Here is a 25,043-nt window from a genome sequence, read left to right as displayed (position 1 = left end):
TCTTTAAGCCAAATCAGAAGTTCACGCCGAAGCTGAGGGCGAGGAAGTCGCGGTCGGTCAGGGTGTTGTAGTCGCCACCAAAGAAATCGGTGTAGCTGAGGCTGGCGGTGTAGGTGCTGCGGTAGTCCGCATCCACACCGACGCTGATCGCCTTGGCGCCCTTGTTGAAGATCCCGTTGGGCCCATAGCCGGCCACGTCATGGGACCAGGACAGGTTGGGCTTGAGGTTCACCCCGAAAATGGCGTTGTTGTAGTCAAGGATCGCCCGCGCGCGGTAGCCCCAAGAGGTGGAGGTGACGAAACCGTCAGTGTCACCCTCGAAACCGTAAGCGCCGTAGACCGAATCGCGGCCGTAACGCAGCTTGGATTTGTCCTCCAGGCCAGCCACGTGCACCACGGCCGCTTCGCCCACCAAAGTCAGGCGTTCGGCGCCGAGGACTTGGTCATAGAACTGGGTCATGGTGCTTTGGATCTGGGTGATTTCCTTGCGGCGGTAGCCTTTGTTGTCGCTGCCGAAATTGCTGCGGATGGGTGAGGCCAATTGGCCGGCGATTGGGTTAAGCAAGGCCAATGTCAGGTCGGTGGTATTCAACTGCACCGGGGCATTGGGCCGGTAGCTGATTTCCCCGGTCCACGCCGTGCCGGTGGGCAAGGTTGTGGAGAAACTCGCGCCGAACAGGCGGATGTCTTCCGGGTAGTCGAGGTAATACTGGCCACGACCGAGCATGGTGCTCTGGGCCAAGGCCTGACCGAAACCTCCAGCGGCGGCGGCGATGCCACCGATGGTTTGCAGTGTCGTGTTGTTGGTGATGGTGCCTACAGTGGGTGTGCGGCTGTGGTAATTCATGAAATACAAACCGTACTCGGTGTCGTCACCCAGCCAACGCAAAGCCGCCCCAAACTGACCGGAGTCCCGCGCATCACGGTCGCCCGCACGCTGTACCACCACACCCTCGCGCGTCACCACAAAACCCTGGCCGCGGTTTGCCGCAATCGATTGCAGCGGCGCGATCCCAGGGCTGCCTACTGTGTAGTTACCGGTGCAACCATCCGCCGCCACGTCACCGCCAAAGAAGGTGCCGCAGTTATCCAGCACGGTCTGGTCCCACTCCAACTGATAGAACCCTTCCACGGTCAGTTGGTTGGTCAGGCTCTGGGACGCAAACAGCATGTTCACCGGGATCAGGCCTTCCTTGATCTCGGCACCCGGGCGGCGGAACGCCGACACGTCAATCGGGTTGATGCTGTTGATGGAGTTGCCGATGAAGGTACTTTCCCCCCAACTGACCACCTGCTTACCGGCGCGTACGGTGCCCGGCAGGTCGCCCAGGGAGTAGTTGTGATAGACGAACGCATCGAGGATCTGCGCACCGCTGGACTTGGCGCCTTCCTTGCGGTTGTGGTCGCTGATCTGCTTGAACTCGCGGTCTTCGTCCTTGAGCTCAAAGTCGTACCAGTACTTGCCGCGCACGAACACACCGGTGTCGCCGTACTTGAGTTCAAGGTCGTGCAGGCCCTTGAAGATTTTCGAGAAGGTCTCGCCCTTCTTGAAATTGAGCCGTCCGTCATCCCCCGTGGAAGCCTGGCCCGTGCCGCCATTGACGGTACCCACGAGTTTTTTATCGGCATCACGCATGCCCCAACTCGAACCCACCGACAACGACGAATCGAATTGCCCTTCGATCTCGCCAATATTGAACGAAACAGCCTGAGCCTGGGCACAGCAACCCAAGGCAACCGCAGCGGCCAGCGCCTGTGGCGTGAAGATGGCGCGCATTGTTGTTTTTGTCATGCGTCTTCCCCGGTGAGTGACAGAAGGCCCCACCCTACTGCCGCACATCAGGAGCGATAAGCGCACCAAGGAGGGATTCGTGTTGTCGCTCGAAAGGATTACCGGGCGCTCTGGCCTGGGTCTGGGCGGGGGCATGAACCGTGTGGATGGCGGGTTATCAGGGCCATGGATGGCGAGCGTCAAGACTGTTGCAGTTTTTACAACAGTCCTTGTCCCGAAGCGCTATTACTCATCTTGTCGCAAACGACTATTCTTGCCGGGCTTTCAGGGCAAACGGCCCGCTTCCCCAAACGGAAGAAAAGCCAGACTCAAATGGATTGATGTCTTTTTTCAATCTGTTACCGGTGTTCACTGACGTTGATTTGTCGCTCCTTGATCCAACGTCTTACTTCAGCCGCTGCGTTTGCAGCGGCTTTTTTTTGCCTGAAATAAAACGGGGCGCCATCAGCGCCCCGTAGGATTCAAACTTTTTCAAGCAATGATCACAGGCTGTACTTCTGCAAGTTGGCCATCATCTCCTTCAAGGCCTCGATGTTGTCCTTGGGATGAGCCGCCCCTTCGAAGTCGCAGATCTGCTGCCAGTGCGCCGCCACATCGTCCGGTGAAAAACCGGCTTCGGGATCAAAGCCCACACCCAGGCTGCGCTCCCAGCGGGTCTTGCCAATCCAGCCACCGCCCACTTCAAACAACCCCGACGTTTCCTGGCACGCTTCGCTGCCCAGGTACACCACGAGCGGGCTGACCAATTCCGGCTTGAGGCGCTCGAACACTTGCGGCGGGATCAGGCCTTCGGTCATGCGCGTGGCGCCAGTGGGGGCGATGGCGTTGACCAGGATGTTGTTCTTGCGTCCCTCCAGCGCCAGGGTGCGGGTCAAGCCGTACAGGCCGAGCTTGGCCATGCCGTAGTTGGACTGGCCGAAGTTGCCGTAGATGCCCGAAGTGGACGCGGTGAAGATCACCCGGCCATAGCCTTGCTCACGCAGATGGGGCCAGGCGGCGCGGGTGACTTTGTAGGCGCCTTCGACATGCACCCGGTAAACCAGGTCCCAGTCGGCGTCTTCCATTTTGTGGAACGTTTTGTCGCGCAGGATGCCGGCGTTATTGACCACTACGTCGATGCGGCCAAAAGCGTCGAGGGCGTTTTGCACAATCTTGTCACCATCGGTGACAGAGTCGTGGTTGGCTTCAGCAATACCACCCGCCTCGCGGATCTCGGCCACTACACGGTCGGCCGCCGAAGCACTGGCGCCTTCGCCTTGGGTGGAACCGCCGAGATCGTTGACCAGCACCTTGGCCCCATGTTTAGCGAACAACAGCGCATGGGCCCGGCCCAATCCGCCGCCGGCACCGGTGACGATCACGACCTTATCCTGGAACTGCACTGACTCACTCATACCGAACTCCAATGGCGACAATGGGAATGGGTCGAGTGTCAGGCACAGGGCTGCCGGTCACAATAAAGACAGCCAAGGCTGAATGGTGCTCGATAAGGCAGAGGGATGATCCTAAGGCTCAGGAATAAGCCACGCGGGTTTCAACCTGCCCAATCCGATCACGAAACGCCTGGTAATGCTTGAGCACCTGCACCGGCGCTTCAATCTGCGGGTAGTGGCCGGTGTTGGCCAGTAACACCGTGTCGGCATGGGGCACCAATTGGTGGTAACGCTCCACCATATGGATACCGGAGATCGGGTCGATCTCGCCGTCGATCACTCGCAATGGCACATCACCCTGCTGCATCGCCGCCACCCAGCGATCACGCAGGCGCCGACGCTGGGGAATGTAGGCGATCAGCTTGTGCAGGATGCGCGTGCCATCGTTGCAGTCGATCAGGCTCCAGAAATCGTCCAGTGCGCTTTCGCTAGGGCGGGTGTTGGGGCCGAAGATCTGGCCGAAGCTGTCGGCCAGGGCATTGCGCCCGAATGCGCGGCCGATCATCCAGCCCAGCGGGCTGAGCAGGAGTTTTTGCACCAGCGCCGGGCGATGGGTTTCCGGGAACAGCCCGCCGTTGAGAAACACACAACTGGCCATCTTGAATCGGCCTTCATAGTGCCGGGCCAACAGTTCCTGAGCGACGCTGTCACCGTAGTCGTGGGCCAGCACGTGCACCGGCTGATCCACCCGCAGATGCTCCAGCAAAGCCTGTTGCAAATCCGCCTGTTCCAGCAGGCAGTAGCCATGGTCCAGAGGCTTGGCTGAATCGCCGAAACCGAGCATGTCGCAGGCGATGACCAAGTTGTGCTGGGCCAGGGGTTGCCACAGGTAATGCCAGTCCCAACTGGCGGTGGGAAAGCCATGGATCAGCAGCAACGGTTCGCCCTGCCCCGACACCCAGTAACGGATGGTGCGTCCGTGAAATTCGAAACTCTGGCTGCGTTTGCGCCAGGCTCTGAGCGGGATCTCGGCAAGTGGCATCAGCTTCTATACCCAGGATCTTGAGCATCCAATTTGCGCAGCAACGCCGGCCAGGCCAGCGCGCCCCCCATACCTTGAGCGCTCTTGGTGACAGCAGCGACCATGGCTTTGGCGCCCGCAAGAATCTGCGGACCAATGGCGATCAATTCAGCGCCGCCGTTTTGCGCCAGCACCTGGATATCGCAGGCGCGCTGAAAGGTGAACATCATCAGGAACGTGTCGGCGATGGTACTGCCACAGGTGAGCAGGCCATGGTTGTGCAGCATCAAGAAATTATTGTCGCCAAGGTCGGCTTGCAGGCGGGCCTTTTCCTCGTGGTTCAGCGCGACGCCTTCATAGGCGTGATAGGCCAGGCTCGACAGCACGAAGATCGATTGCTGGCTGATCGGCAGCACGCCCTGTTTCTGTGCCGCCACCGCCACACCGGCGGCAGTGTGGGTATGCAACACGCAGGTGACATCGTGGCGAACTTCATGGATCGCGCTGTGGATCGTGTAGCCCGCCGGGTTGATCTCGTAGGGGCTGTCCATCAGCTTGTTGCCGGCCTGGTCGACCTTGACCAGGCTCGACGCAGTGATCTCGTGGAACATCAGTCCGTAGGGGTTGATCAGGAAATCATCGGTGCCCGGCACCTTGGCCGAGATGTGGGTGAAGATCAGGTCGTCCCAGCCATGCAACGCCACCAGGCGATAGCAGGCCGCCAGGTCGACACGAGCTTGCCACTCGGCAGCACTGACCTGATCTTTGACATTCTGTGGCGGCACAACAGGGGCTAGGCTCACGGTAACGACCTCCTTGGCGCACTTCTTATTATTTTTCGAGTGATGGGCCAGTCTAGTCAGACGCCCTGGCGGACGGAGTTGCCTTCGCAGCCAGCTTGATGACCGTACGAGTCAGCTATGAGAATAGTTTAGATCTATACAAACGGCGTCAAAGAGACGCCGTCAATAAAGGGACTGAAAACCGCTGGAACCGCTCAATCAAGCGCGCAGTGCAGTGACCAATTCTGCCAACCACGGCTCGGCATCTGCTTCCGGCGTCACGCTCTCGCTGGCGTCCAGGCGCAACATGGGCAGTACTTCGCGCACGCCCAACTCGCCAAACAGCTCGCGCATTTGCTCACCGCCACCACAAAAGGTGTCGCCATAGCTGGCGTCGCCCAAACCGATCACCGCACCGGGCAAACCGCGCCAGGCCGAAGGCAGTTGGTCGCGAATCGTCGAATACAACGGTTGCAGGTTATCGGGCAGTTCACCCATGCCGGTGGTCGAAGTCACCGCCAGAAACGCCTCAGGGGCAAACGCCTGCACATCCGCCAGGGTCGCGCGCGGGTTGTGCCAGGCTTCAAAACCAGCGTCTTTGAGGATGCCGGCGGCGTGCCGGGCGACTTCTTCAGCCGTGCCGTAGACCGAGCCGGAAAGGATGGCGACTTTCATCAATCTGATCCTGTAGTTGAGCGAAAGCCTGGGATATTAACAGCGACGCAAATATTTCGGGGCGCACCGTGCAAGATTCACGACTTGCCATAAACTGCCCATTCCAACAACACGCCACGGACCGCTCAATGATTAACGCCAAGCTGATGCAGATGGTGATCGACGCTTCCAACGAAGGCATCGTGGTCGCCGAACGCGAAGGCGATGAAAAGCCCCTGATTTATGTGAACCCGGCCTTCGAACGGATGACCGGCTACACACTGGACGAAATCCTCTATCAGGACTGCCGCTTCCTGCAGTCGGGCGACCGTGATCAGCCAGCGCTGACGGTTATTCGGGATGCTTTGGCGAAGGGTGGTTCGTGCCGGGAAACCCTGCGCAATTACCGTAAGGACGGCAGCCATTTCTGGAACGAACTGTCGCTTTCAACGGTGTTCAACACGGCTGATAAGCAAACCTATTTTATCGGCGTACAAAAAGACGTCACGCTCCAGGTCAAGGCCCAGCAGCGTGTCGAGCAATTAGAAAGCGAACTGGCCCAAGTCAAAGCCGAACTGGCCGCGTTCAAGTCGACAAATGGATTGAACAAAATTTAGAAAATACGGCCATATGAGCGGATAATGGCACTTTAATGCCCCTCTATTGAGCAAGCACAATGCAACGCGATGCGCTTCTGACCAAGGATGAGCTGGATTTCATTCAGAACATGCAACACAACCCGCAACTTAATCTGCGGGATGCGTCGTCGAGCCTGACCGTCAACGGCGGTGCGCAGATTCGCGACTTGCTCACCCGCCTGGCCGCCCACGACCATGTCACCATCCAAGCGCAGTTCGACAACCAGCAACTGACCTTTCCCCTCCAATTGGTGGAGGATGAGTTCAATGCAGTGCATCTGCGCCTGGGTGTGCCGAGTATTTTTGAAGACGGCCCGGTGATCCGCGCCTGGCGTCTTGCACTTGAAGCACCGGTGCCCCTGGAGAACATCAAGGGCACCGCAAGTGCGCTGTGGGTGCATGAGGTGTCATTCAAGGGCGTGCTGGTGGAGATTCGTGGCCGGATCAAACCACCAAAAACCTTTTCCCTTTGGTTCAGCCCTTCCGGCTATGAGCGCATTGCCCTGCGCGGCGCCTTTGAGAGGGAAACCGCGCGGGGTTTGTTTGCCTATCGCCTCAGTCAAAGCGATGCGGATGAAATCGAACGCCTGCGCCAATTCATCCTGCATCAGCACCGCCTGGTGCACCCGCAGATGCACGCCTGAGTTCAAGTATCCAGGTTACCGCTGAGGAACTGCTGCAAGCGGCGTTGCATCTGGCGCCCTTCGCTGCCCAGACAACCGATGGAGGAACCTGCCAGCGCGCTCTGCGCCAGGTCCGACACTGCGCCAGCAAGAAATAACGGGCAATCAAGGGTCAACGCCAAACGATTGAGGCGGCCAGCCAGATCAACGTTATGGGAGTGGTTGGAGAAGATGATCAGCGCCTGCGGATGAGTCTTTTCACATACGAGGGTAAGCTCATCAAACGGCTGCCCCATCCCCAGCACCTTCACGACCAGGTCATCGCTGCTCATCAACAGCGCCGCCACCAGCAACTCCAGTTTGCGGCATTCGCCGGGTATGGCTGACAGCAATACCCGAGGCGCAGGCGACAGTGTCGCCGCTTGCAGGCGCTGAAAGGCATGGATACGCAAGAAGGCGTCGAAAAACAGCCATTCGCTGGCTTGACCAAAACGCCCCTGGTGGCGCAACAGCTCGTTCCAGAGAGGCATCAGGATCTCTTGGAACGCCACGTTGAGGGGATAGGTAGCGAGAATCTGGCCATACAGGCTTTCCAACTGACGGTCGTCAAAGGCCTTGACCGCCAGCAACAGCCTCGCCCGCCATTGCGGCAATTCGCTTTCCTCGACTGAGTCGCGCTCAGCGCGAATCGCTTCGGCCTGCTGATCGTCGCGGGCGAGAATCTTGCCGACCTTGCTCACCGCCACGCCACGCTCAATCCAACCAAGAATGCGATTGACCGTCTCAATATCGGCCTTGGAGTAGAGGCGGTGCCCACTTTCGGTGCGGATGGGCTGGATCAGGCCGTAACGACGCTCCCATGCACGCAAGGTGACCGGGTTGACGCCTGTCAATCTTGATACATCACGAATTGGAAAAAGCTCAGCGCAATCAGGCGAATCCAGATGCGAAATGCTGTCAGCAGGAGCAGTAATCACGGGCATTCAAGACCAACAAACCAGCGGTAATTGGGCGGTCATTTAACGCCTATAGACTCCTCTTTTTCAAGGTGTGTACTTTTCGGACCAATGTCGCTGGCGTATTTCGGCAAAACCGGAATAATCCTTGCCTGTTTTTTCTACGTCGCTGCAACACCCCGCAGCTTCGTTTGTGCGCCACCTACCCGGATCAGCGCACCCGTACATTTGGAGATACACAATGTCTACCTCTCCCGTCACCTTGATGGTTGCGCGCCGCGTCGCCAAAGGGCGCTACGAAGAACTGATGGCCTGGCTGCGCGAAGGCGAGCAATTGGCTACCGACTTCCCCGGTTATCTGGGCTCCGGCGTACTTGCACCGCCGCCCAACGATGACGAATTCCAGATCATTTTCCGCTTCGCCGACGAAAAAACACTGCATGCCTGGGAATTCTCCGCCTCCCGTTGTGCCTGGCTTAGCCGCGGCAGCGATTTGTTTGCCGACCCCTCAGAGCACCGTGTGCGCGGCATCGATGGCTGGTTTGGCGCCGCGGGTGCCCGTCCGCCGCGCTGGAAGCAGGCCGTGGCAATCTGGCTGGCGTTTTTCCCGGTGTCGCTGCTGTTCAACTTTGTCTTGGGGCCATTGCTCAATGGGCTCGACCTGGTGCCCCGCGTACTGGTCAGCACGATGGCACTCACGCCTCTGATGGTTTACTGGTTCATTCCGCTGTCCACACACCTGCTGGCGAACTGGCTGCATCCCACGCCTGCACCGCGCAAGGCCGCCGAAGCGGCGGCGTGAGTACAGGGGCGACCCGGCGCTGGTATGATTTGCGCCTGCCAGCGACGCGAGCCTCCCATGACTGCAAAGAACGCCCCGATCCTGATCACCGGCGCCGGCCAACGTGTCGGCCTGCATTGCGCCCAGCGCCTGCTGGACGAGGGCCAACCGGTGATTTTCAGCTACCGCAGCGAACGCCCCGGCGTGCAGGCCCTGCGCGAGCGTGGCGCGATCGGTGTGTTTGCCGACTTCTCCAACGAAGCTGGGATCCTGGCGTTTATCGCTGAACTGAGTACCCACACCCAAAGCCTGCGCGCGATCATCCACAACGCCTCGGCCTGGGTCGCGGAAACGCCGGGCGATGAAAGCCGCGCGTTTACCGATATGTTCAGCGTACACATGCTTGCGCCGTACCTGATCAACCTGCATTGTTCGACCTTGCTGAAACGCTCTTCACCTGCCGATATCGTGCATATCAGCGATGACGTGGTGCGCAAGGGCAGCCGCCAGCACATCGCCTACTGCGCCACCAAGGCCGGGCTCGACAGCCTTACGCTGTCGTTTGCCGCGCAGTTCGCGCCGCTGATCAAAGTCAACGGCATCGCCCCGGCGATGGTGATGTTCAACGAAGACGACGACGCGGCCTATCGCACTCGGGTGTTGGCCAAATCAGCCCTGGGCATCGAGCCCGGACCCGAGGTGATTTACCAGAGCGTGCGCTACCTGCTGGACAACCCCTATGTCACCGGTACCACCCTGACCGTCAACGGCGGGCGGCATATCAAGTAAGCCGTTTGTGAGGATGTTGTATGACCTTATCCCTGCCCCACCATTACCGCGAGATCCTCAAGAACCTGGGCGAAGACCCGGAACGCGAAGGCTTGCTCGACACCCCCAAGCGCGCCGCCAAGGCCATGCAGTACCTGTGTCATGGCTATGAGCAGAACCTCGAAGAAATCGTCAACGGTGCACTGTTCGCCTCCGACAACGACGAGATGGTGATCCTCAAGGACATCGAGCTGTATTCGCTGTGCGAACATCACCTGCTGCCCTTTATCGGCAAGGCCCACGTGGCCTATATTCCGACCGGCAAGGTGCTCGGCCTGTCGAAACTGGCGCGTATTGTCGACATGTTCGCCCGGCGCCTGCAGATCCAGGAAAACCTCACGCGGCAGATCGCCGACGCGATCCAGGACGTGACCCAGGCCGCCGGCGTGGCGGTGGTGATCGAAGCCAAGCACATGTGCATGATGATGCGCGGCGTGGAAAAACAGAATTCAACCATGAACACCTCGGTGATGCTCGGCGCGTTCCGCGAGTCGAACACCACGCGCATGGAGTTCCTGCAACTGATTGGACGGAGCAAGTAGCAATGCCACAACTTCAACCAGGCATGGCGCGCATCCGGGTCAAGGACCTGTGTCTGCGTACCTTCATCGGTATCAATGAGGACGAAATCCTCAACAAGCAGGATGTGCTGATCAACCTGACCATCCTGTATGCAGCCCAGGACGCCGTGCGTGACAACGATATTGACCACGCGTTGAACTACCGCACCATCACCAAGGCGATCATCGCCCACGTGGAAGGCAACCGCTTCGCGCTGCTGGAACGCCTGACCCAGGAATTGCTGGACCTGGTGATGAGCAATGAATCGGTGCTGTACGCCGAGGTTGAAGTGGATAAGCCCCATGCGCTGCGCTTTGCCGAATCGGTTTCGATTACCCTGGCGGCCAGCCGCTGACATTGAAGTGGACCCTATGAACGATCAACAACGCCTCGAACTCGAAGCCGCCGCTTTTCGCCGGCTGGTAGCACATCTGGACAGCCGCAAGGATGTACAGAATATCGACCTGATGAACCTCTCCGGTTTCTGCCGTAACTGCCTGTGCAAGTGGTACAAGGCCGAGGCCGACGAGCGTCAGATCGAGCTGAGCCTCGATGACGCTCGTGAAGTGGTGTACGGCATGCCGTACGCCGAGTGGAAAGCCCAATACCAGAAAGAAGCCAGCGCTGACCAACAGGCAGCGTTCGCCAAAGGAAAAACCCATGACTGATTTGAACACCCTGCGCGCCAGCCTCAACAGCGGCGAACACGTCTTTGCCGACACCCTGGCATTTGTCGCGGCCGGTTACGATTACCAACCGCAGGCCTTCACCAACGGCACCGTGGAAAACGCGGCCGGGCAGAATGAAGGGTCGTGCAAGACCTTGGGTTTGGCGGTGCTGGAAGGCTTGAGCGACCAAGAAGCGCTGCTGGCGTTTGGTGAGCATTACCGCTCGGTGGTGGCGACGCCTGAGGGCAGCGACCACGGCAATATTCGGGCGTTGATTGCCCATGGGTTGGCCGGTGTGAAATTCACCGCGCAGCCCCTGACCCGCAAATCCTGAGTCAGACGCGGATCAAAATGTGGGAGGGAACTTGGCCTCCCACATTTAAATTGCACTCATAAAAAAACCGGCCTCGCAGCCGGTTTTTTTATTCCAACGATTTAGAACGAAGCGTCCTTCAAACCGTCGAGGTAACGCTCGGCATCCAGTGCTGCCATGCAACCGGCACCAGCCGAGGTAATGGCCTGGCGGTACACGTGGTCAGCCACATCACCGGCAGCAAAGATGCCTTCGATATTGGTGGCAGTCGCATTGCCTTCACGGCCGCCCTGCACCACCAGATAACCGTCTTTGGCTTCCAGCACGCCTTCGAACAACGACGTGTTCGGAGTGTGGCCGATGGCGATGAACACGCCGTCGACTTTCAGCTCGTCGAAGCTGCCGTCGTTGTTTTTCAGGCGCGCACCGGTCACGCCCATGTTGTCGCCCAGGACTTCGTCCAGGGTGGCGTTGAGCTTGAGGATGATCTTGCCTTCAGCGACACGGGCGTGCAGCTTGTCGATCAGGATCTTCTCGGCGCGGAAAGTCTCGCGGCGGTGAACCAGGGTCACGGTGCTGGCGATGTTGGCCAGGTACAGCGCCTCTTCAACGGCAGTGTTACCGCCGCCGACTACAGCGACCGGCTTGTTGCGGTAGAAGAAACCGTCGCAGGTCGCGCAGGCGGAAACGCCCTTGCCCATGAACGCTTCTTCCGATGGCAGGCCCAGGTAACGGGCGCTGGCGCCAGTGGCGATGATCAGCGCGTCACAGGTGTAGACGCCGCTGTCGCCGGTCAGGCTGTAAGGCTTTTTCGAGAAGTCGACTTGGTTGATGTGATCAAAAACGATCTCGGTTTCAAAGCGCTCGGCGTGTTCTTTCATACGCTCCATCAGCACCGGGCCGGTCAGGCCGTGGACGTCGCCAGGCCAGTTGTCGACTTCCGTGGTGGTGGTCAACTGACCGCCCGCCTGCATGCCGGTGATCAGCAGCGGCTTGAGGTTGGCCCGGGCAGCATAGACAGCAGCGCTGTAACCGGCAGGGCCGGAACCGAGAATAATCACTCGCGAATGACGGGTATCAGACATGACTCACTCCTATCGACCGCCCGGACTACAAGGCGGCTGGAATAAAAAAGGACTGCGAAGCACTTGGGGAAGGCTTTAACTCGCAGATCCTAAAAATAATGGGTGCAGCGTATAGAGGGGGGCAAGATTAAGGAAATACGGTTTAACAATCCAGCTCATAGGCGGTCTCTATGCTGTCAGCCCAGCTAATCGAGGCGTTTGTTACTGTTGATGTCGCCGCTTTCGCCTCGGATACAAAGTCGGTAAGGTCGGCGCGTTCGTCATCCTGCTCGGAGTTCTCCATGCCTGCCCCTGTTCTTTCCGGCCCGCAATACCTGCGTGAAGGCCTCAAACTGGTGTTGAGCCCTGGCCTACGCCTGTTTGTGCTGCTGCCGCTGATGATCAACCTGGTGCTGTTCGTCGGATTGATTTACTTCGCCGGCCACCAGTTCAGCTTGTGGGTCGAGCACTTAATGCCGACGCTGCCGAGTTGGCTGAGCTTTTTGAATTACCTGCTATGGCCGCTCTTTGTCGTGTTGGTGGTGCTGATGGTGTTTTTCACCTTCACCATGCTCGCCAATATCATCGCGGCGCCGTTCAATGGCTTTCTCTCAGAGAAGGTAGAAGTGGTGGTGCGCGGTACCGATGACTTCCCGGCCTTCAGTTGGGGCGAGTTGATCGCCATGGTCCCCCGCACCCTGGCCCGAGAAATGCGCAAGCTCGGCTACTTCCTGCCACGGGCGATCGGCCTGTTTATCCTTTCGTTTATTCCCGTGGTCAACCTGATCGCCGCGCCGCTGTGGCTGCTGTTTGGCGTGTGGATGATGGCAATCCAATACATCGACTACCCGGCAGACAACCACAAACTGGGCTGGAACGAAATGCTTGCCTGGCTGCGGCAGAAGCGCTGGCAGAGCATGAGTTTCGGCGGCATCGTCTATCTGGTATTGCTGGTGCCGGTGGTCAACCTGCTGATGATGCCTGCGGCGGTGGCTGGCGCTACCTTGTTCTGGGTGCGCGAGCAAGGCGCCGAGGCGATGGCGAACCCCAAGGTCACCAAGTCATAAATCCATCATCTGGATGACACAATGGCGACATGGCCCACACGGACACTGTGGGTCATGACGACAGCCTCGCTTCATATCACCCTCATCACCGAAACCTTCCCGCCAGAGATCAACGGGGTGGCCAATACCCTTGGTCGCCTGTGCGAGGGTTTGCGCGCGCGCGGCCATCAAGTCGAACTGGTACGCCCACGCCAAGGCGTCGATCAGAGCCGGCTCAGCGACGACGAACTCCTGCTGTGCCGCGGCTGGCCACTGCCGGGTTATCCGGGCCTGCAGTGGGGTCAGTCGTCGATGCACAAGTTGCTGCGCCGCTGGACACGCCAACGCCCGGACGTGCTCTACATCGCCACTGAAGGCCCGCTGGGCTTGTCAGCACTGCGTGCAGCACGGCGCCTGGGCATCAGTGTGGTCAGCGGCTTTCACACCAATTTCCAACAGTATTCGAACCAGTACGGCTTGAGCCTGCTCAGCCGAATGGTCACGCATTACCTGCGCTGGTTTCACAACCGTTCGACGTTGACCCTGGTGCCCAGCGCCAGCCAACGCCTGGAGTTGGAGCGTCGGCATTTCGAGCGTTTGGGAATGTTGTCGCGGGGTGTCGACAGCCAGTTATTCCACCCGACCAAGCGTGACAATGCACTGCGTGAAAGCTGGGGTTTAGAGAACGACGATATCGCTGTGCTGCACGTTGGCCGCCTGGCCCAGGAGAAAAACCTCGGGCTGCTCAAGCGCTGCTTTGATGCGCTACAGAAAACGTACCCATCCCGCCCAATGAAGCTGATTGTCGTCGGGGACGGCCCGCAACGTGCGCTGCTGGAACACGACCTGCCCGAAGCAATATTCTGCGGCACCCAACGCGGTGAAGAGTTGGCACGGCATTACGCGTCGGGAGACCTGTTTCTGTTTCCCAGCCTGACGGAGACCTTCGGCAATGTAGTGCTGGAAGCCATGGCCTCAGGCCTTGGTGTGGTGGCGTACGACCAGGCAGCCGCAAGCCAGCACCTGCGGCACGGCTATAGCGGCGCACTGGCGATGCCGGGGGATGAAGAGGCGTTTTGCGATGCAGCCATCTGGCTGCTGGAAGAACGCGAAACGTTGCGCAGGGCCCGCCTGAATGCTCGCCAACATGCCAGTCGCCAGGGTTGGCCAGCGATTATCGAGCAGTTCGAACGCCAGTTGCGCGGTGTGTGCGAGGACGGGCACCTGGAGCCCGCCCTGACGCCACTTACACCAGAGTCGTCAACGCCTCACGACTGAATGGCAGGATGTCACCCTCACGTCCTTCACGCACCTTCACAGCCCAATCCGGGTCAACCAACAACGCACGACCTACGGCAACCAGATCAAACTCGTCGTTGTTCAGGCGCTCAAGCAGTTTTTCCAGGCTGGCCGGCTGCGCGACTTTGTCGGTGTTGACCATAAACTGCAGGAACTCGCCATCCAGGCCGACACTGCCCACGGTGATAGTCGGTTTGCCGGTGAGTTGGCGCGCCCAGCCGGCCAGATTGAGGTCGGAACCTTCAAATTCCGGTTCCCAGAAACGTCGGGTTGAGCAGTGGAAAATATCCACGCCGGCGTCGGACAGCGGCTTGAGGAATTCACCCAACGCCTCAGGGGTTTGTACCAGACGCGCGGTGTAGTCCTGCTGCTTCCACTGAGAGAAACGGAAGATGATCGGGAAGTTCGGGCCGACAGCGGCGCGCGTAGCCTGGATCAGCTCGATGGCAAAACGCGAGCGGTTGGCCAGGCTACCGCCGTACTCGTCGGTGCGCTGGTTGCTGCCTTCCCAGAAGAACTGATCGACCAGATAACCGTGGGCGCCATGGATTTCCACGCCGTCCATGCCGATGCTTTGAGCGTCTTTGGCGGCTTGGGCGAAAGCGTTGATCACGTCCTTGATGTCCTGGGCGGTCATGCCGTGGACCACCACGTTGCCGTCCTTGAGTTTCTCCATCGGACCATAGGCCGGCACGCTGGCATCAGGCTCAGTGCCGATACGGCGCACGCTGCCGACATGCCACAACTGAGGGACAATCTTGCCGCCTTCGGCGTGCACGGCATCGACCACTTTCTTCCACCCGGCCAGGGCCGCTTCACCGTAGAAATGCGGGACATTCGGGTAGCCGTTAGAGGCCTGGTGACCGACCACGGTGCCTTCAGTGATGATCAAGCCCACGCCAGCGGCCGCACGGCGACGGTAGTATTCGATGACGTTGGAATTAGGTACACCACCCGGAGAAAACGAGCGGGTCATCGGCGCCATGACCACGCGGGTCGACAGTTGCAGTGCACCGAGCTGGAAGGGTTTGAACAAGGCTTGGACGGGCATGGAGCACTCCACGGGAGACTGGGTTTATGATGCGGATAATATGAGGAGTGCAACGCGCCCGGTAGCACTATTGATTTTGGTGATTAAGGGGTAAAAGCGGTGGGGTATTTGGGCTGCTACGCAGCCCATAGCGGGAAAGGTCCGCTCACCACAAGAGAAGTGATTTAGCTCAAGGCTTTTTCGATGGCCTGGACGATCGAAGGGTCTTCTGGCGGGGTACGCGGTGAGAATCGAGCAAGGACCCTACCATCTTTACCCAGCAGGAACTTCTCAAAATTCCAGGTGATATCGCCGGGAAATTCGGCCCCCTCACCCGCCAGCAACCGGTAGAGCTGGTGACGCTCAGGGCCATTGACATCGAGCTTGCTGCCCAAGGGAAAGGTCACGCCGTAGTTCAGGCTGCAGAACTCGCGGATTTCTTCCTCAGTGCCCGGTTCCTGGCCGGCAAACTGGTTGCACGGCAGGCCCAGCACAGTAAACCCTTGGCCCTTGTACTGCTGATAGAGGTTTTCCAACGCCGCATATTGCGGGGTCAGGCCACATTTGGAGGCTACATTGACCACCAGCACTACTTGCCCCTTGAAGGGCGCCAGTGGCAACTCTTGTCCGTCCAAAGCTTTGAGTTTCAGGTCGTGGAAAGCACTCATGACGAACTCCAGATATCCCATGTTCTTAGCAAAGCGGCGCCTTGAGGTTACAACCCGCAAGCCTGCAATCATAGACGCCGATTACAAAACCCGCCTGCGGATTACTGAGCGGTCGGCCACGGCAAAATCGGAATTGCGGTCACGGCGTTCTGCGGGCTGCCTTCGATCAGGCGGTCGCTGTAGACCAGGTACACCAAGGTGTTGCGCTTTTTGTCGAGGAAACGCACCACTTGCATGGTTTTGAACACCAGCGAGGTGCGTTCCTTGAACACTTCGTCGCCGTCCTTCAGTTCGCCCTTGAAGCGGATCGGGCCGACCTGACGGCAGGCAATCGATGCTTCAGCGCGATCTTCGGCCAGGCCCAGGCCGCCTTTGACGCCACCGGTCTTGGCGCGGGACAAGTAGCAGGTCACGCCGTCGACCTTGGGGTCGTCAAACGCTTCGACGACAATTCGGTCGTTGGGGCCGACGAATTTAAACACCGTCGACACCTGGCCAACCTCTTCGGCGCTTGCCAGCAACGGCGTCAGCAACAGCAGGCCCAACGCAAACTTCACTAAACGCATCGTATATTCCTTTGGTTAGACCAGGATCAGGTTGTCGCGGTGAACCAGTTCAGGTTCGGCCATGTAACCTAATAGTCCGACAATCGCGTCAGACGATTGTCCAATAATTTTCTGTGCTTCCAGGGCACTGTAATTGGCCAGGCCACGGGCGATCTCACGACCGTCGGGCGCTACGCACACCACCATTTCGCCGCGGCGGAAGCTGCCCTGTACCAGCTTGACGCCCACCGGCAGCAGGCTCTTGTTGCCCTGGGACAGTGCCGATACCGCGCCGTCGTCCAGCACCAGAGTGCCACGGGTTTGCAGATGCCCAGCCAGCCACTGCTTGCGCGCCGCCAGCATGCCGCGTTCCGGCGACAGCAACGTGCCGATGCGTTCGCCAGCCTTGAGGCGGTCCAACACGCGCTCCAGGCGCCCACCGACGATAATGGTGTGGGCACCGGAGCGTGCAGCCAGACGCGCAGCCCGCAGCTTGGTCTGCATGCCGCCACGGCCCAGGGCACCGCCGACACTACCGGCCACGGCGTCCAGCGCCGGGTCATCGGCGCGGGCTTCATAAATAAGCTGCGCATCGGGGTTGTTGCGCGGATCGGCGTCGAACATGCCGTCGCGATCAGTGAGGATCACCAGCAAGTCGGCTTCCACCAGGTTGGCTACCAGTGCGGCCAGGGTGTCGTTGTCGCCGAAACGGATTTCGTCAGTGACCACGGTGTCGTTCTCGTTGATCACCGGGATCACCTTGAGCTCCACCAAGGCGCGCAAAGTACTGCGGGCGTTGAGGTAGCGCTTGCGGTCGGACAGGTCGTCGTGAGTCAGCAGGATCTGCGCCGTGTGGCGGCCGTGCTCGGCGAAGCTGGACTCCCAGGCTTGCACCAGGCCCATCTGGCCGATGGCGGCAGCGGCTTGCAGTTCGTGCATCGCGCTGGGTCGCGCGGTCCAGCCGAGACGGCTCATCCCGGCGGCAACCGCCCCGGACGACACCAGCACCAACTCGACACCAGCCTCATGCAAGGCCACCATCTGCTCCACCCAGACGCTCATTGCTGCGCGATCCAGGCCTTTGCCATCCGCCGTCAGCAGCGCACTTCCGATCTTTACGACCCAACGCTGCGCACCTGTCACTTTGCTCCGCATCATCTTCAACCTTAGATAGAGGGCCGCGCGACCCAGCGCTGCCCATAACGTTATTCGTGGCTACGTAATACCCAGATACCAAAACGCCGCTCATGTGAGCGGCGCTTAAGTTTACTGCAACGAATCAGTCGCGCACGTAAATGATTTCTGGACCGTCTTCATCATCCACGTCTTCTTCGTCCCAATCGTCGTCGCCGATGTCGTGGACCGACTTCACGCCGCTGCGGCGCAGGGCACGCTGGTCGTCCAGAGCTTGCAGCTGGGCACGGGCTTCGTCTTCGATCTGCTGGTCGAGTTCGGCGAGTTCGGCCTTGAACACCGGGTCGGCCGCCAGGCGGTCAGCACGGTCTTCGAGGTAGCGCATGATGTCGCGGGTCAGGCGCTCGGTGCCTTCTTTGGCGATGGCCGAGATCACGTAGACCGGACCCGTCCATTCCAGGCGATCAACGATTTCCTTGACGCGCTCCTCGTGCTCTTCCTCGAGGATCTGGTCGCACTTGTTCAGCACCAACCAACGATCACGCTCGGCCAGGGCCGGGCTGAACTTGGTCAGCTCGCTGACGATCACTTCGGCGGCGTCTGGTGCACTGGTGTCATCCAATGGCGCCATGTCAACGAGGTGCAGCAGCAAACGGGTGCGGGACAAATGCTTGAGGAAGCGAATCCCCAGGCCTGCGCCGTCGGAAGCCCCTTCGATCAGGCCTGGAATGTCGGCGATCACGAAGCTTTTCCAGCGGTCAACGCTGACCACACCCAGGTTTGGCACCAGGGTAGTGAACGGGTAGTCAGCGACTTTCGGCTTGGCGGCCGATACCGAGCGGATGAAGGTACTTTTGCCTGCGTTCGGCAAGCCCAGCAGACCCACGTCTGCCAGTACTTTCATTTCCAGCTTGAGGTCACGCTGCTCGCCAGGCTTGCCCGGCGTGGTCTGGCGCGGCGCACGGTTGGTACTGGACTTGAATCGGGTGTTACCCAGACCGTGCCAGCCACCCTGCACAACCATCAGTTTCTGGCCGGCCTTGGTCAGGTCGCCGATCACTTCCTGGGTCGCGGAATCGATGATCGTGGTGCCAACCGGTACGCGCAGTACCAGGTCTTCGCCTTTTTTACCGGTGCAGTCGGTACTGCCGCCGTTGGAGCCACGCTCGGCATCAAAGTGCCGGGTGTAACGGTAGTCGACCAGGGTGTTGAGGTTTTCGTCGGCCATCATGTAGATGGAACCGCCGTCACCGCCGTCACCGCCGTTGGGGCCACCGTTTTCGATGAATTTTTCGCGACGGAAACTCATGCAACCGTTACCGCCGTCGCCTGCTTTTACTCGGATGGATACTTCATCAACGAACTTCATAACAAAACGCCTCTCGCCGCATGGACGAGCTTAAGAAACCAAGACATAAGACTCTTGCAAAAATGAGCGCAGCGACCTCAATCAGCGACCGCAAATCCAGCGCCGGAGCCCATCACAAACAGCTTTGCAAGAGACTCACCCCACAAACGAAAAAGCCCCGTCGCGAGACAGGGCTTTTCCAGCGATTTCGCAATTAAGCTGCGACAACGCTCACGTAACGGCGGTTGAACGCGCCTTTTACTTCAAACTTGATCACGCCTTCGATTTTCGCGAAGAGGGTGTGATCTTTGCCCATGCCTACACCGTAACCGGCGTGGAATTGGGTGCCGCGCTGACGCACGATGATGTTGCCCGGAATGATTTTCTGGCCGCCATACATCTTAACGCCAAGGCGTTTGGCTTCTGAGTCGCGACCGTTACGGGTACTACCACCAGCTTTTTTGTGTGCCATGAGTCAATTCTCCTAGTGAGGAATTAGGCTGAAATTAAGCCTGAATACCGGTGATTTTGATCTCGGTGTACCACTGGCGGTGGCCCATACGCTTCATGTGGTGCTTACGACGACGGAACTTGATGATGCGGACTTTATCGTGACGACCTTGGGAGATCACTTCAGCCACAACGGTAGCGCCAGCAACAACTGGAGCGCCGATGTTCACGTCATCGCCATTGGCGACCAACAGAACGCGATCAAAAGTAACGGATTCGCCGGTAGCGATTTCCAGTTTTTCGATCTTCAGGTATTCACCTGGGGCGACCTTGTATTGCTTGCCACCAGTAACAATTACTGCGTACGACATGGTATTTCTCCGATAATCCTGCTCACCCAGCGCTTTATAAGAAGAGGTATTGGCTGGCATGGCTGCATGGGATGGACGTCCCGAATGCAATTGCGTAAGGCAGGTGCTGCCCAGGAAGTTCAGGGTGCGCGATTGTACGCAAGGTAAATGGGGGTTGCAAGTGGCCGTCCATCGCGCCTTGACACTACGGGGTCAGGGTCCTAGCATGCCGCGCAACCCTTCTGGAGCGACTGTCGCTGATGCAACCCCAAGCTTTCTACCGCGCGGTCGCGGACGATTTTAGCGCCGTCGACGGCATCATCAAGCAGCAGCTGACGTCTAAAGTGCCGCTGGTCTCCAAAATTGGCGACTATATTACGTCGGCGGGCGGTAAGCGCCTGCGTCCTTTATTAGTGTTGCTGTGCGGCAAGGCCCTGGGCCGCGAAGGCGATGACCTGCGCCTGCTGGCCGCCACCATCGAGTTCCTGCACACCGCCACCCTATTGCATGACGACGTGGTCGACATGTCCGGCATGCGCCGTGGCCGCGAGACCGCCAATGCGATGTGGGGTAACGCACCAAGTGTGCTTGTCGGCGACTTCCTGTATTCGCGCTCGTTCGAAATGATGGTCGAACTGGGCTCGATGCCGGTGATGAAGATCCTGTCCCAGGCCACGCGCATCATCGCTGAAGGCGAAGTGTTGCAGCTGTCGAAGGTCCGCGACGCCAGCACCACCGAAGAAACCTACATGGAAGTGATTCGCGGCAAGACCGCGATGCTCTTTGAAGCCTCCACCCACAGCGCCGCGGCATTGTGTGGCGCGACCGCCGAACAGGCCGAAGCCCTACGCACCTTTGGCGACCATCTGGGCGTGGCGTTCCAACTGGTAGACGACCTGCTCGACTACCGTGGCGATGCCGAGACACTGGGCAAGAACGTCGGCGACGATCTGGCCGAGGGCAAGCCGACCTTGCCGCTGATCTACACCATGCGCGAAGGCACGCCAGAACAGGCAGCTTTGGTGCGCAAGGCGATTCAGAAAGGCGGCATAGAAGACCTCGAAAGCATCCGCGCAGCCGTGGAAGCTTCGGGCTCCCTGGACTACACCGCACAACTGGCGCGTGACTACGTGGCCCGTGCGATCAAGTGCCTGGAAGCCCTGCCTGCCAGCGAATACCGGGACGCCCTGGTTGAGCTGAGTGAGTTTGCAGTCGCTCGTACGCACTAAGCCATACCTGCAGACACAGACCAATGTGGGAGGGGGCTTGCCCCCGATGACGGTGTCCAGTCGATATATGACTGGCTGATCCACCGCTATCGGGAGCAAGCCCCTCTCACATTTGGATTTCATAGAGCCTGCAACACCACAAAACCCTATATAATGTGCGACTTTTAGCCATCCTGACCTTTAAGGAGCTTTAGTGAGCACGTTGCCACCCTGCCCGAAATGCAATTCCGAATACACCTACGAAGACGGCGCCCAGCTGATCTGCCCGGAATGCGCCCATGAGTGGTCCGCCAATGGCGAGGCCGAAGTGGCCGGCGATGAAACCGTGAAGAAAGACTCTGTGGGCAACGTCCTGCAGGACGGCGACACCATCACAGTGATCAAGGACCTCAAGGTCAAAGGCACGTCTCTGGTCGTCAAGGTCGGTACCAAGGTCAAGAACATCCGCCTGTGCGATGGCGACCACGATATCGATTGCAAGATCGACGGCATCGGCCCGATGAAGCTTAAATCCGAGTTCGTTCGCAAAGTCTGAATCTGCTGTATCCATCCCGCGCCAGCCGCGGGATGGCGTTTTGCCCTCCCCCTGACCTGCCTCAATATCCACACAGAAAAACCAAGAAACCGCCAATAGACGCTTGCTATTCTACGAATAAGAATTATTCTCATTGAAACCGATCAAGGAGATGCACCATGACTTATTTGATAGATGCCTGGCTGGACCGCCCACACCCTTACCTGCGGATACTGCATCGGGAAACCGGCGAAGTCTGTGCGGTACTGGAAGAAGAAGCGTTGAATGAATTGCAGGACCAGGGCGACCTGGACGTCAATGGCCTGAGTTCAAGTGAACCCGGTGTGCTGAAAGAGGTGGTGCGTAATCTGTTTCTGTTTTGCTATGCCCGAGCGTTGCGCCCGGCGACGGAGCTCAATGGCAAGTTTCATCCATGAGCCCCCCCCTAAAACACTGTGGGAGCGAGCAGGCTCGCTCCCACAGGTAATCAGCAGGTCTTACAGAACGTCGAGCAGCTCGACGTCGAATACCAGAACGCTGTGCGGCGGAATGCTGCCAACGCCTTGAGCGCCGTAAGCCAGTTCGCTCGGCACGTACAGGCGCCATTTGCTGCCAGCATTCATCAGTTGCAGGGCTTCGGTCCAACCGGCAATCACGCCACCAACCGGGAATTCTGCTGGCTGGCCACGCTCGTAGGAGCTGTCGAACACAGTGCCGTCGATCAAGGTGCCGTGGTAGTGGGTACGGACTTGGTCTTCACGGGTCGGCTTGGCGCCTTCACCGGCAGTCAGCACTTCAAATTGCAGGCCGGAAGCCAGGGTGGTGATGCCATCACGCTTGGCGTTTTCAGCCAGGAAGGCCAGACCAGCGCCAGCAGCGGCTTCAGCCTTGGCGGCGGCTTCGGCTTGCATGACTTCACGGATCACCTTGAAGCTGGCAGCCATTTGCTCTTGGTCAACGCGGCTTGGCGAACCTGCGAACGCGTCGGTCAGGCCAGCCAGGATTGCGTCCAGGCTCACACCCGGTGGCGGGTTGTCGCGCAGTTGGTCGCCCAACTGACGGCCGATACCGTAGCTGACGCGGGTTTCGTCGGTGGACAGATTAACTTCGGACATGAAGAGGCTCCGCTGCAGGACAACGCGATTTCCCGCGCTGCCCAAAACTAAAAGGGCCCGCAGACTAGCACACAAGACCGCCCCTTGATGAGCCCTCAGTGGTTCTGCACACCGCTGACGACCCTTCGTCGCCACTTGAAATAAAACGCCCTTCAGATTCACATCCCGCCGCCGATACAGCGCTACACCTTGGCTGGCTCAAATAACAACACCGTCCAGCAAACAGACATCACTCTTGCGGAGCATTCGATGAACAGCTGGTTCGGTAACATCAGCGTCAACCTCAAACTGGGCCTGGGCTTCGGCCTGGTGCTTGTCCTCACCTCGATCCTGGCACTCACTGGCTGGACCAGCCTGGGCGGCCTGATCGACCGCAGCAACTGGATGAGCGACATCACCCAGCTCAACGCGTCGCTGACCAAACTGCGCATCGTGCGCCTTCAATACATGCTGGCCAACGGTGACGAAGCCGTGGCGCAGAACGTGCAGACCAGCCTCGATGCCTTCGTTGCCCAGCAACAGAAACTGCTGGACAGCTTCAAGAGCCCGGAAAACCTCAAGCTGCTCAATGAGCAGAAATCGGTCATTACCGCCTACCAGCAATCCCTGAACAAAATGCGCGAGGCTTACCGTAACGGCAATGCCTCTCGCCAAGTGATGGGCGACAAGGCCGACAGCGCCAACGCCCAGATCGACGCGCTGGAAGCCAGCGTGAAGCAGATGCCTGACAGCGCGGAGCACTTTGCTCAGTTCCAGGCCGTGGCCGACGCCAAGATGCAATTCCAACTGGCCCGCTACGAAGTGCGCGGCTACACCGGCAACGTCAGCCCGGATACCGAAGCCCGCGCTGCCGCACAGATCGACAAAGCCATTGCCAGCTTGAAAGACCTCAGTGCCGCCTTTGGCGCCAGCCAGCAAAGCGCGCTGACCGCGCTGGAAACCGCTCTTGGCGCCTACCGCACGGCTGTCCAGAACTACAAGGTGGCCAACGCCAATATCGTTGCTGCTCGCGCAGAAATGACCACCCAAGGCACTGATATCGTCAACATCAGCGACAAGCTCTACGAGATCCAGTTGGATCGCCGCGACGCCGAAAGCGCCCAGGCCCGTAGCCTGCAATTGATCAGCACCTTGCTGGCCCTGCTGGTTGGCATCATTGCCGCGCTGGTCATCACCCGCCAGATCACTCGCCCGATCCAGGAAACCCTGGCCGTGGTTGAACGCATTGCCTCCGGCGATTTGAGCCACAACATCCAGGTCACCCGCCGTGATGAGCTGGGCGTGCTGCAACAAGGCATCCAGCGCATGGGCACCACCTTGCGTGAATTGATCAGCGGTATTCGTGACGGCGTGACCCAGATCGCCAGCGCCGCCGAAGAACTATCGGCCGTGACCGAGCAGACCAGTGCCGGCGTGAACAGCCAGAAGATCGAGACCGATCAAGTCGCCACCGCGATGCATGAAATGACCGCTACCGTGCAGGAAGTCGCGCGCAACGCCGAACAGGCTTCCCTGGCCGCTGCCGATGCCGACGGCCAAGCCCGTGCAGGCGACAAAGTGGTGGCCGAAGCCATTGCCCAGATCGAACGCCTGGCCGCCGAAGTGGCGCGTTCCACCGACGCCATGAGCCATCTGCAACAAGAGAGCAACAAGATCGGCAGCGTGATGGACGTGATCAAAGCCGTGGCCGAACAAACTAACCTGCTGGCCCTCAACGCCGCCATCGAAGCAGCACGCGCCGGTGAAGCCGGTCGCGGGTTTGCCGTGGTCGCCGACGAAGTGCGCGGCCTGGCCCAACGCACGCAAAAATCCACCGAAGAAATCGAAGGTCTGGTCGCCGGTTTGCAGAACGGCACCCAGCAAGTGGCCAATGTGATGAACAACAGCCGCAGCCTCACCGACAGCAGCGTGGAGCTGACGCGCAAGGCCGGTGTATCCCTGGAAAACATCACCCGTACGGTGTCGAACATCCAGTCGATGAACCAGCAGATCGCCGCCGCCGCCGAGCAACAAAGCGCCGTGGCCGAAGAGATAAGCCGCAGCATCGTCAATGTACGTGACGTGTCGGAACAGACCGCCACCGCCAGTGACGAGACGGCCAAATCGAGTGTGGAACTGGCACGTTTGGGCAGCCAGTTGCAGCAGATGGTCAGCCATTTCCGGGTTTAAGAATCGCTGCGATACCTGACCCGCCACAGATGCAGCCCCAGCCAAAAGCTGGGGCTGCAATAAAAAACCGCCCTACTAAGGCGGTTTTTTTA

At 59.2% G+C, this 25,043-nt stretch carries 30 protein-coding genes and 1 pseudogene; 15 read left to right on the top strand and 16 right to left on the bottom strand.

Annotated elements, in window-relative coordinates:
• Positions 1 to 13: 13 nt before the first annotated feature.
• The 5 genes from CKW32_RS26445 to CKW32_RS26425 all read right to left on the bottom strand — a co-directional run bounded on the left by CKW32_RS26445 (position 14) and on the right by CKW32_RS26425 (position 5,643).
• Positions 14 to 1,792, bottom strand: a complete 1,779-nt coding sequence (locus tag CKW32_RS26445) for a DUF1302 domain-containing protein (RefSeq protein WP_095186377.1) — start codon at positions 1,790 to 1,792, stop codon at positions 14 to 16.
• Between the two features lie 482 nt (positions 1,793 to 2,274).
• Positions 2,275 to 3,186 carry an SDR family oxidoreductase gene (locus CKW32_RS26440; protein ID WP_032885611.1) on the bottom strand — a complete coding sequence of 304 codons (912 nt, stop codon included), beginning with the start codon at positions 3,184 to 3,186 and terminating at the stop codon, positions 2,275 to 2,277.
• A 118-nt stretch (positions 3,187 to 3,304) separates the two neighbouring features.
• Complete coding sequence (locus tag CKW32_RS26435; protein WP_095186376.1) at positions 3,305 to 4,207, bottom strand: alpha/beta fold hydrolase; 903 nt, start codon at positions 4,205 to 4,207, stop codon at positions 3,305 to 3,307.
• Positions 4,207 to 4,989, bottom strand: coding sequence for a class II aldolase/adducin family protein (locus tag CKW32_RS26430; protein ID WP_032885609.1), 783 nt, complete (start codon positions 4,987 to 4,989; stop codon positions 4,207 to 4,209). Before CKW32_RS26430 ends, CKW32_RS26435 begins: the two co-directional genes overlap by 1 nt.
• A 198-nt stretch (positions 4,990 to 5,187) precedes the next feature.
• Positions 5,188 to 5,643, bottom strand: a complete 456-nt coding sequence (locus CKW32_RS26425; protein WP_095186375.1) for a flavodoxin — start codon at positions 5,641 to 5,643, stop codon at positions 5,188 to 5,190.
• Between the two features lie 128 nt (positions 5,644 to 5,771).
• Between CKW32_RS26425 and CKW32_RS26420 the strand changes: the two genes are divergently transcribed.
• Positions 5,772 to 6,239 (top strand): PAS domain-containing protein, encoded by a 468-nt coding sequence (locus CKW32_RS26420; RefSeq protein ID WP_032885607.1) that lies wholly within the window; start codon positions 5,772 to 5,774, stop codon positions 6,237 to 6,239.
• Between the two features lie 59 nt (positions 6,240 to 6,298).
• The gene (locus tag CKW32_RS26415) at positions 6,299 to 6,904 is read left to right on the top strand and encodes a hypothetical protein (protein ID WP_095186374.1); all 606 of its coding nucleotides are present in this window, start codon (positions 6,299 to 6,301) and stop codon (positions 6,902 to 6,904) included.
• A 2-nt stretch (positions 6,905 to 6,906) separates the two neighbouring features.
• On the opposite strand, the gene CKW32_RS26410 is transcribed toward CKW32_RS26415, so the two are convergent.
• Positions 6,907 to 7,866 carry a MerR family transcriptional regulator gene (locus tag CKW32_RS26410; protein ID WP_032885605.1) on the bottom strand — a complete coding sequence of 320 codons (960 nt, stop codon included), beginning with the start codon at positions 7,864 to 7,866 and terminating at the stop codon, positions 6,907 to 6,909.
• A 214-nt stretch (positions 7,867 to 8,080) separates the two neighbouring features.
• Between CKW32_RS26410 and CKW32_RS26405 the strand changes: the two genes are divergently transcribed.
• Genes CKW32_RS26405 through CKW32_RS26380 form a run of 6 tightly spaced genes read left to right on the top strand, consistent with a single transcriptional unit; the run spans position 8,081 to position 11,011 of the window.
• Entirely contained in the window at positions 8,081 to 8,641 is a 561-nt protein-coding gene (locus CKW32_RS26405) for an antibiotic biosynthesis monooxygenase (protein ID WP_095186373.1), read from the top strand.
• A 57-nt stretch (positions 8,642 to 8,698) separates the two neighbouring features.
• Positions 8,699 to 9,409 carry a dihydromonapterin reductase gene (gene folM, locus CKW32_RS26400; RefSeq protein WP_095186372.1) on the top strand — a complete coding sequence of 237 codons (711 nt, stop codon included), beginning with the start codon at positions 8,699 to 8,701 and terminating at the stop codon, positions 9,407 to 9,409.
• Between the two features lie 20 nt (positions 9,410 to 9,429).
• On the top strand, positions 9,430 to 9,990 hold the full coding sequence (gene folE, locus CKW32_RS26395; RefSeq protein WP_032885602.1) for a GTP cyclohydrolase I FolE: 561 nt from the start codon (positions 9,430 to 9,432) through the stop codon (positions 9,988 to 9,990).
• Between the two features lie 2 nt (positions 9,991 to 9,992).
• Positions 9,993 to 10,364 carry a dihydroneopterin triphosphate 2'-epimerase gene (gene folX, locus CKW32_RS26390; RefSeq protein WP_032857710.1) on the top strand — a complete coding sequence of 124 codons (372 nt, stop codon included), beginning with the start codon at positions 9,993 to 9,995 and terminating at the stop codon, positions 10,362 to 10,364.
• 16 nt (positions 10,365 to 10,380) lie between these two features.
• Positions 10,381 to 10,677, top strand: a complete 297-nt coding sequence (locus tag CKW32_RS26385; protein ID WP_095186371.1) for a DUF1244 domain-containing protein — start codon at positions 10,381 to 10,383, stop codon at positions 10,675 to 10,677.
• Positions 10,670 to 11,011 (top strand): HopJ type III effector protein, encoded by a 342-nt coding sequence (locus CKW32_RS26380; RefSeq protein WP_032885601.1) that lies wholly within the window; start codon positions 10,670 to 10,672, stop codon positions 11,009 to 11,011. The genes CKW32_RS26385 and CKW32_RS26380 overlap by 8 nt, the downstream gene beginning before the upstream one ends.
• Positions 11,012 to 11,112: 101 nt before the next feature.
• On the opposite strand, the gene trxB is transcribed toward CKW32_RS26380, so the two are convergent.
• Both trxB and CKW32_RS28365 read right to left on the bottom strand, forming a co-directional pair.
• A complete protein-coding gene (trxB, locus tag CKW32_RS26375; protein WP_010206474.1) occupies positions 11,113 to 12,075 on the bottom strand; it encodes a thioredoxin-disulfide reductase in 963 nt (320 codons plus the stop codon).
• A gap of 142 nt (positions 12,076 to 12,217) precedes the next feature.
• The gene (locus CKW32_RS28365; protein ID WP_163033189.1) at positions 12,218 to 12,358 is read right to left on the bottom strand and encodes a hypothetical protein; all 141 of its coding nucleotides are present in this window, start codon (positions 12,356 to 12,358) and stop codon (positions 12,218 to 12,220) included.
• Here CKW32_RS28365 and cysZ point away from each other — a divergent pair.
• Both cysZ and CKW32_RS26365 read left to right on the top strand, forming a co-directional pair.
• Positions 12,357 to 13,121 carry a sulfate transporter CysZ gene (cysZ, locus tag CKW32_RS26370; protein WP_032885600.1) on the top strand — a complete coding sequence of 255 codons (765 nt, stop codon included), beginning with the start codon at positions 12,357 to 12,359 and terminating at the stop codon, positions 13,119 to 13,121. The genes CKW32_RS28365 and cysZ overlap by 2 nt on opposite strands.
• A gap of 54 nt (positions 13,122 to 13,175) precedes the next feature.
• Positions 13,176 to 14,378 (top strand): glycosyltransferase family 1 protein, encoded by a 1,203-nt coding sequence (locus tag CKW32_RS26365; protein ID WP_095186370.1) that lies wholly within the window; start codon positions 13,176 to 13,178, stop codon positions 14,376 to 14,378.
• Here CKW32_RS26365 and CKW32_RS26360 read toward each other — a convergent pair.
• The 7 genes from CKW32_RS26360 to rplU all read right to left on the bottom strand — a co-directional run bounded on the left by CKW32_RS26360 (position 14,347) and on the right by rplU (position 19,945).
• Positions 14,347 to 15,450 (bottom strand): NADH:flavin oxidoreductase, encoded by a 1,104-nt coding sequence (locus CKW32_RS26360; protein ID WP_032885598.1) that lies wholly within the window; start codon positions 15,448 to 15,450, stop codon positions 14,347 to 14,349. The two genes, CKW32_RS26365 and CKW32_RS26360, sit on opposite strands and share 32 nt — an antisense overlap.
• Positions 15,451 to 15,614: 164 nt before the next feature.
• Positions 15,615 to 16,097, bottom strand: coding sequence for a glutathione peroxidase (locus CKW32_RS26355; protein ID WP_095186369.1), 483 nt, complete (start codon positions 16,095 to 16,097; stop codon positions 15,615 to 15,617).
• Between the two features lie 101 nt (positions 16,098 to 16,198).
• On the bottom strand, positions 16,199 to 16,663 hold the full coding sequence (locus tag CKW32_RS26350; protein ID WP_032885596.1) for a CreA family protein: 465 nt from the start codon (positions 16,661 to 16,663) through the stop codon (positions 16,199 to 16,201).
• Positions 16,664 to 16,678: 15 nt separating this feature from the next.
• Complete coding sequence (proB, locus tag CKW32_RS26345) at positions 16,679 to 17,797, bottom strand: glutamate 5-kinase (protein WP_026013771.1); 1,119 nt, start codon at positions 17,795 to 17,797, stop codon at positions 16,679 to 16,681.
• Positions 17,798 to 17,921: 124 nt separating this feature from the next.
• Positions 17,922 to 19,145, bottom strand: coding sequence for an Obg family GTPase CgtA (cgtA, locus tag CKW32_RS26340; RefSeq protein ID WP_015885843.1), 1,224 nt, complete (start codon positions 19,143 to 19,145; stop codon positions 17,922 to 17,924).
• A gap of 193 nt (positions 19,146 to 19,338) precedes the next feature.
• Complete coding sequence (rpmA, locus tag CKW32_RS26335) at positions 19,339 to 19,596, bottom strand: 50S ribosomal protein L27 (RefSeq protein WP_003176049.1); 258 nt, start codon at positions 19,594 to 19,596, stop codon at positions 19,339 to 19,341.
• Between the two features lie 34 nt (positions 19,597 to 19,630).
• On the bottom strand, positions 19,631 to 19,945 hold the full coding sequence (gene rplU, locus CKW32_RS26330) for a 50S ribosomal protein L21 (RefSeq protein WP_003176051.1): 315 nt from the start codon (positions 19,943 to 19,945) through the stop codon (positions 19,631 to 19,633).
• A gap of 239 nt (positions 19,946 to 20,184) precedes the next feature.
• Here rplU and CKW32_RS26325 point away from each other — a divergent pair, with 239 nt between their 5' ends.
• The 3 genes from CKW32_RS26325 (at position 20,185) to CKW32_RS26315 (ending at position 22,104) form a co-directional block, all read left to right on the top strand.
• Positions 20,185 to 21,153 (top strand): polyprenyl synthetase family protein, encoded by a 969-nt coding sequence (locus tag CKW32_RS26325; protein WP_032885595.1) that lies wholly within the window; start codon positions 20,185 to 20,187, stop codon positions 21,151 to 21,153.
• Between the two features lie 193 nt (positions 21,154 to 21,346).
• Entirely contained in the window at positions 21,347 to 21,688 is a 342-nt protein-coding gene (locus CKW32_RS26320) for a zinc ribbon domain-containing protein YjdM (protein ID WP_003230858.1), read from the top strand.
• Positions 21,689 to 21,846: 158 nt separating this feature from the next.
• A complete protein-coding gene (locus tag CKW32_RS26315) occupies positions 21,847 to 22,104 on the top strand; it encodes a hypothetical protein (protein ID WP_003194088.1) in 258 nt (85 codons plus the stop codon).
• Positions 22,105 to 22,164: 60 nt separating this feature from the next.
• Here the strand turns inward: CKW32_RS26315 and CKW32_RS26310 are convergent, their stop codons facing one another.
• Positions 22,165 to 22,782 (bottom strand): FKBP-type peptidyl-prolyl cis-trans isomerase, encoded by a 618-nt coding sequence (locus CKW32_RS26310; RefSeq protein WP_032885594.1) that lies wholly within the window; start codon positions 22,780 to 22,782, stop codon positions 22,165 to 22,167.
• A 249-nt stretch (positions 22,783 to 23,031) separates the two neighbouring features.
• Between CKW32_RS26310 and CKW32_RS28960 the strand changes: the two are divergent.
• Together CKW32_RS28960 and CKW32_RS28955 are read left to right on the top strand one after the other, a co-directional pair.
• Positions 23,032 to 24,096, top strand: a pseudogene (locus CKW32_RS28960) (methyl-accepting chemotaxis protein); the annotation flags it as partial.
• Positions 24,088 to 24,951, top strand: a complete 864-nt coding sequence (locus CKW32_RS28955) for a methyl-accepting chemotaxis protein (protein WP_371260691.1) — start codon at positions 24,088 to 24,090, stop codon at positions 24,949 to 24,951. The pseudogene CKW32_RS28960 and the gene CKW32_RS28955, both read left to right, overlap by 9 nt.
• Positions 24,952 to 25,043 lie beyond the last annotated feature (92 nt).

This window comes from Pseudomonas sp. Irchel 3H9 (assembly GCF_900187495.1).
Taxonomy (GTDB): Bacteria; Pseudomonadota; Gammaproteobacteria; order Pseudomonadales; family Pseudomonadaceae; genus Aquipseudomonas; species Aquipseudomonas sivasensis.
The sequence above is the reverse complement of the archived record's forward strand: the minus strand, read 5'-3'. Positions and strand labels throughout refer to the sequence as shown.

What these genes read in the sequence shown, in the direction of transcription:
- CKW32_RS26445 (WP_095186377.1), bottom strand. Translation starts at nt 1,792, where the DNA reads ATGACAAAAACAACAATGCGCGCCATCTTCACGCCACAGGCGCTGGCC.
- CKW32_RS26440 (WP_032885611.1), bottom strand. Translation starts at nt 3,186, where the DNA reads ATGAGTGAGTCAGTGCAGTTCCAGGATAAGGTCGTGATCGTCACCGGT.
- CKW32_RS26435 (WP_095186376.1), bottom strand. Translation starts at nt 4,207, where the DNA reads ATGCCACTTGCCGAGATCCCGCTCAGAGCCTGGCGCAAACGCAGCCAG.
- CKW32_RS26425 (WP_095186375.1), bottom strand. Translation starts at nt 5,643, where the DNA reads ATGAAAGTCGCCATCCTTTCCGGCTCGGTCTACGGCACGGCTGAAGAA.
- CKW32_RS26420 (WP_032885607.1), top strand. Translation starts at nt 5,772, where the DNA reads ATGATTAACGCCAAGCTGATGCAGATGGTGATCGACGCTTCCAACGAA.
- CKW32_RS26415 (WP_095186374.1), top strand. Translation starts at nt 6,299, where the DNA reads ATGCAACGCGATGCGCTTCTGACCAAGGATGAGCTGGATTTCATTCAG.
- CKW32_RS26410 (WP_032885605.1), bottom strand. Translation starts at nt 7,866, where the DNA reads ATGCCCGTGATTACTGCTCCTGCTGACAGCATTTCGCATCTGGATTCG.
- CKW32_RS26405 (WP_095186373.1), top strand. Translation starts at nt 8,081, where the DNA reads ATGTCTACCTCTCCCGTCACCTTGATGGTTGCGCGCCGCGTCGCCAAA.
- folM (WP_095186372.1), top strand. Translation starts at nt 8,699, where the DNA reads ATGACTGCAAAGAACGCCCCGATCCTGATCACCGGCGCCGGCCAACGT.
- folE (WP_032885602.1), top strand. Translation starts at nt 9,430, where the DNA reads ATGACCTTATCCCTGCCCCACCATTACCGCGAGATCCTCAAGAACCTG.
- folX (WP_032857710.1), top strand. Translation starts at nt 9,993, where the DNA reads ATGCCACAACTTCAACCAGGCATGGCGCGCATCCGGGTCAAGGACCTG.
- CKW32_RS26385 (WP_095186371.1), top strand. Translation starts at nt 10,381, where the DNA reads ATGAACGATCAACAACGCCTCGAACTCGAAGCCGCCGCTTTTCGCCGG.
- CKW32_RS26380 (WP_032885601.1), top strand. Translation starts at nt 10,670, where the DNA reads ATGACTGATTTGAACACCCTGCGCGCCAGCCTCAACAGCGGCGAACAC.
- trxB (WP_010206474.1), bottom strand. Translation starts at nt 12,075, where the DNA reads ATGTCTGATACCCGTCATTCGCGAGTGATTATTCTCGGTTCCGGCCCT.
- cysZ (WP_032885600.1), top strand. Translation starts at nt 12,357, where the DNA reads ATGCCTGCCCCTGTTCTTTCCGGCCCGCAATACCTGCGTGAAGGCCTC.
- CKW32_RS28365 (WP_163033189.1), bottom strand. Translation starts at nt 12,358, where the DNA reads ATGGAGAACTCCGAGCAGGATGACGAACGCGCCGACCTTACCGACTTT.
- CKW32_RS26365 (WP_095186370.1), top strand. Translation starts at nt 13,176, where the DNA reads ATGACGACAGCCTCGCTTCATATCACCCTCATCACCGAAACCTTCCCG.
- CKW32_RS26360 (WP_032885598.1), bottom strand. Translation starts at nt 15,450, where the DNA reads ATGCCCGTCCAAGCCTTGTTCAAACCCTTCCAGCTCGGTGCACTGCAA.
- CKW32_RS26355 (WP_095186369.1), bottom strand. Translation starts at nt 16,097, where the DNA reads ATGAGTGCTTTCCACGACCTGAAACTCAAAGCTTTGGACGGACAAGAG.
- CKW32_RS26350 (WP_032885596.1), bottom strand. Translation starts at nt 16,663, where the DNA reads ATGCGTTTAGTGAAGTTTGCGTTGGGCCTGCTGTTGCTGACGCCGTTG.
- proB (WP_026013771.1), bottom strand. Translation starts at nt 17,797, where the DNA reads ATGCGGAGCAAAGTGACAGGTGCGCAGCGTTGGGTCGTAAAGATCGGA.
- cgtA (WP_015885843.1), bottom strand. Translation starts at nt 19,145, where the DNA reads ATGAAGTTCGTTGATGAAGTATCCATCCGAGTAAAAGCAGGCGACGGC.
- rpmA (WP_003176049.1), bottom strand. Translation starts at nt 19,596, where the DNA reads ATGGCACACAAAAAAGCTGGTGGTAGTACCCGTAACGGTCGCGACTCA.
- rplU (WP_003176051.1), bottom strand. Translation starts at nt 19,945, where the DNA reads ATGTCGTACGCAGTAATTGTTACTGGTGGCAAGCAATACAAGGTCGCC.
- CKW32_RS26325 (WP_032885595.1), top strand. Translation starts at nt 20,185, where the DNA reads ATGCAACCCCAAGCTTTCTACCGCGCGGTCGCGGACGATTTTAGCGCC.
- CKW32_RS26315 (WP_003194088.1), top strand. Translation starts at nt 21,847, where the DNA reads ATGACTTATTTGATAGATGCCTGGCTGGACCGCCCACACCCTTACCTG.
- CKW32_RS26310 (WP_032885594.1), bottom strand. Translation starts at nt 22,782, where the DNA reads ATGTCCGAAGTTAATCTGTCCACCGACGAAACCCGCGTCAGCTACGGT.
- CKW32_RS28955 (WP_371260691.1), top strand. Translation starts at nt 24,088, where the DNA reads ATGGGCACCACCTTGCGTGAATTGATCAGCGGTATTCGTGACGGCGTG.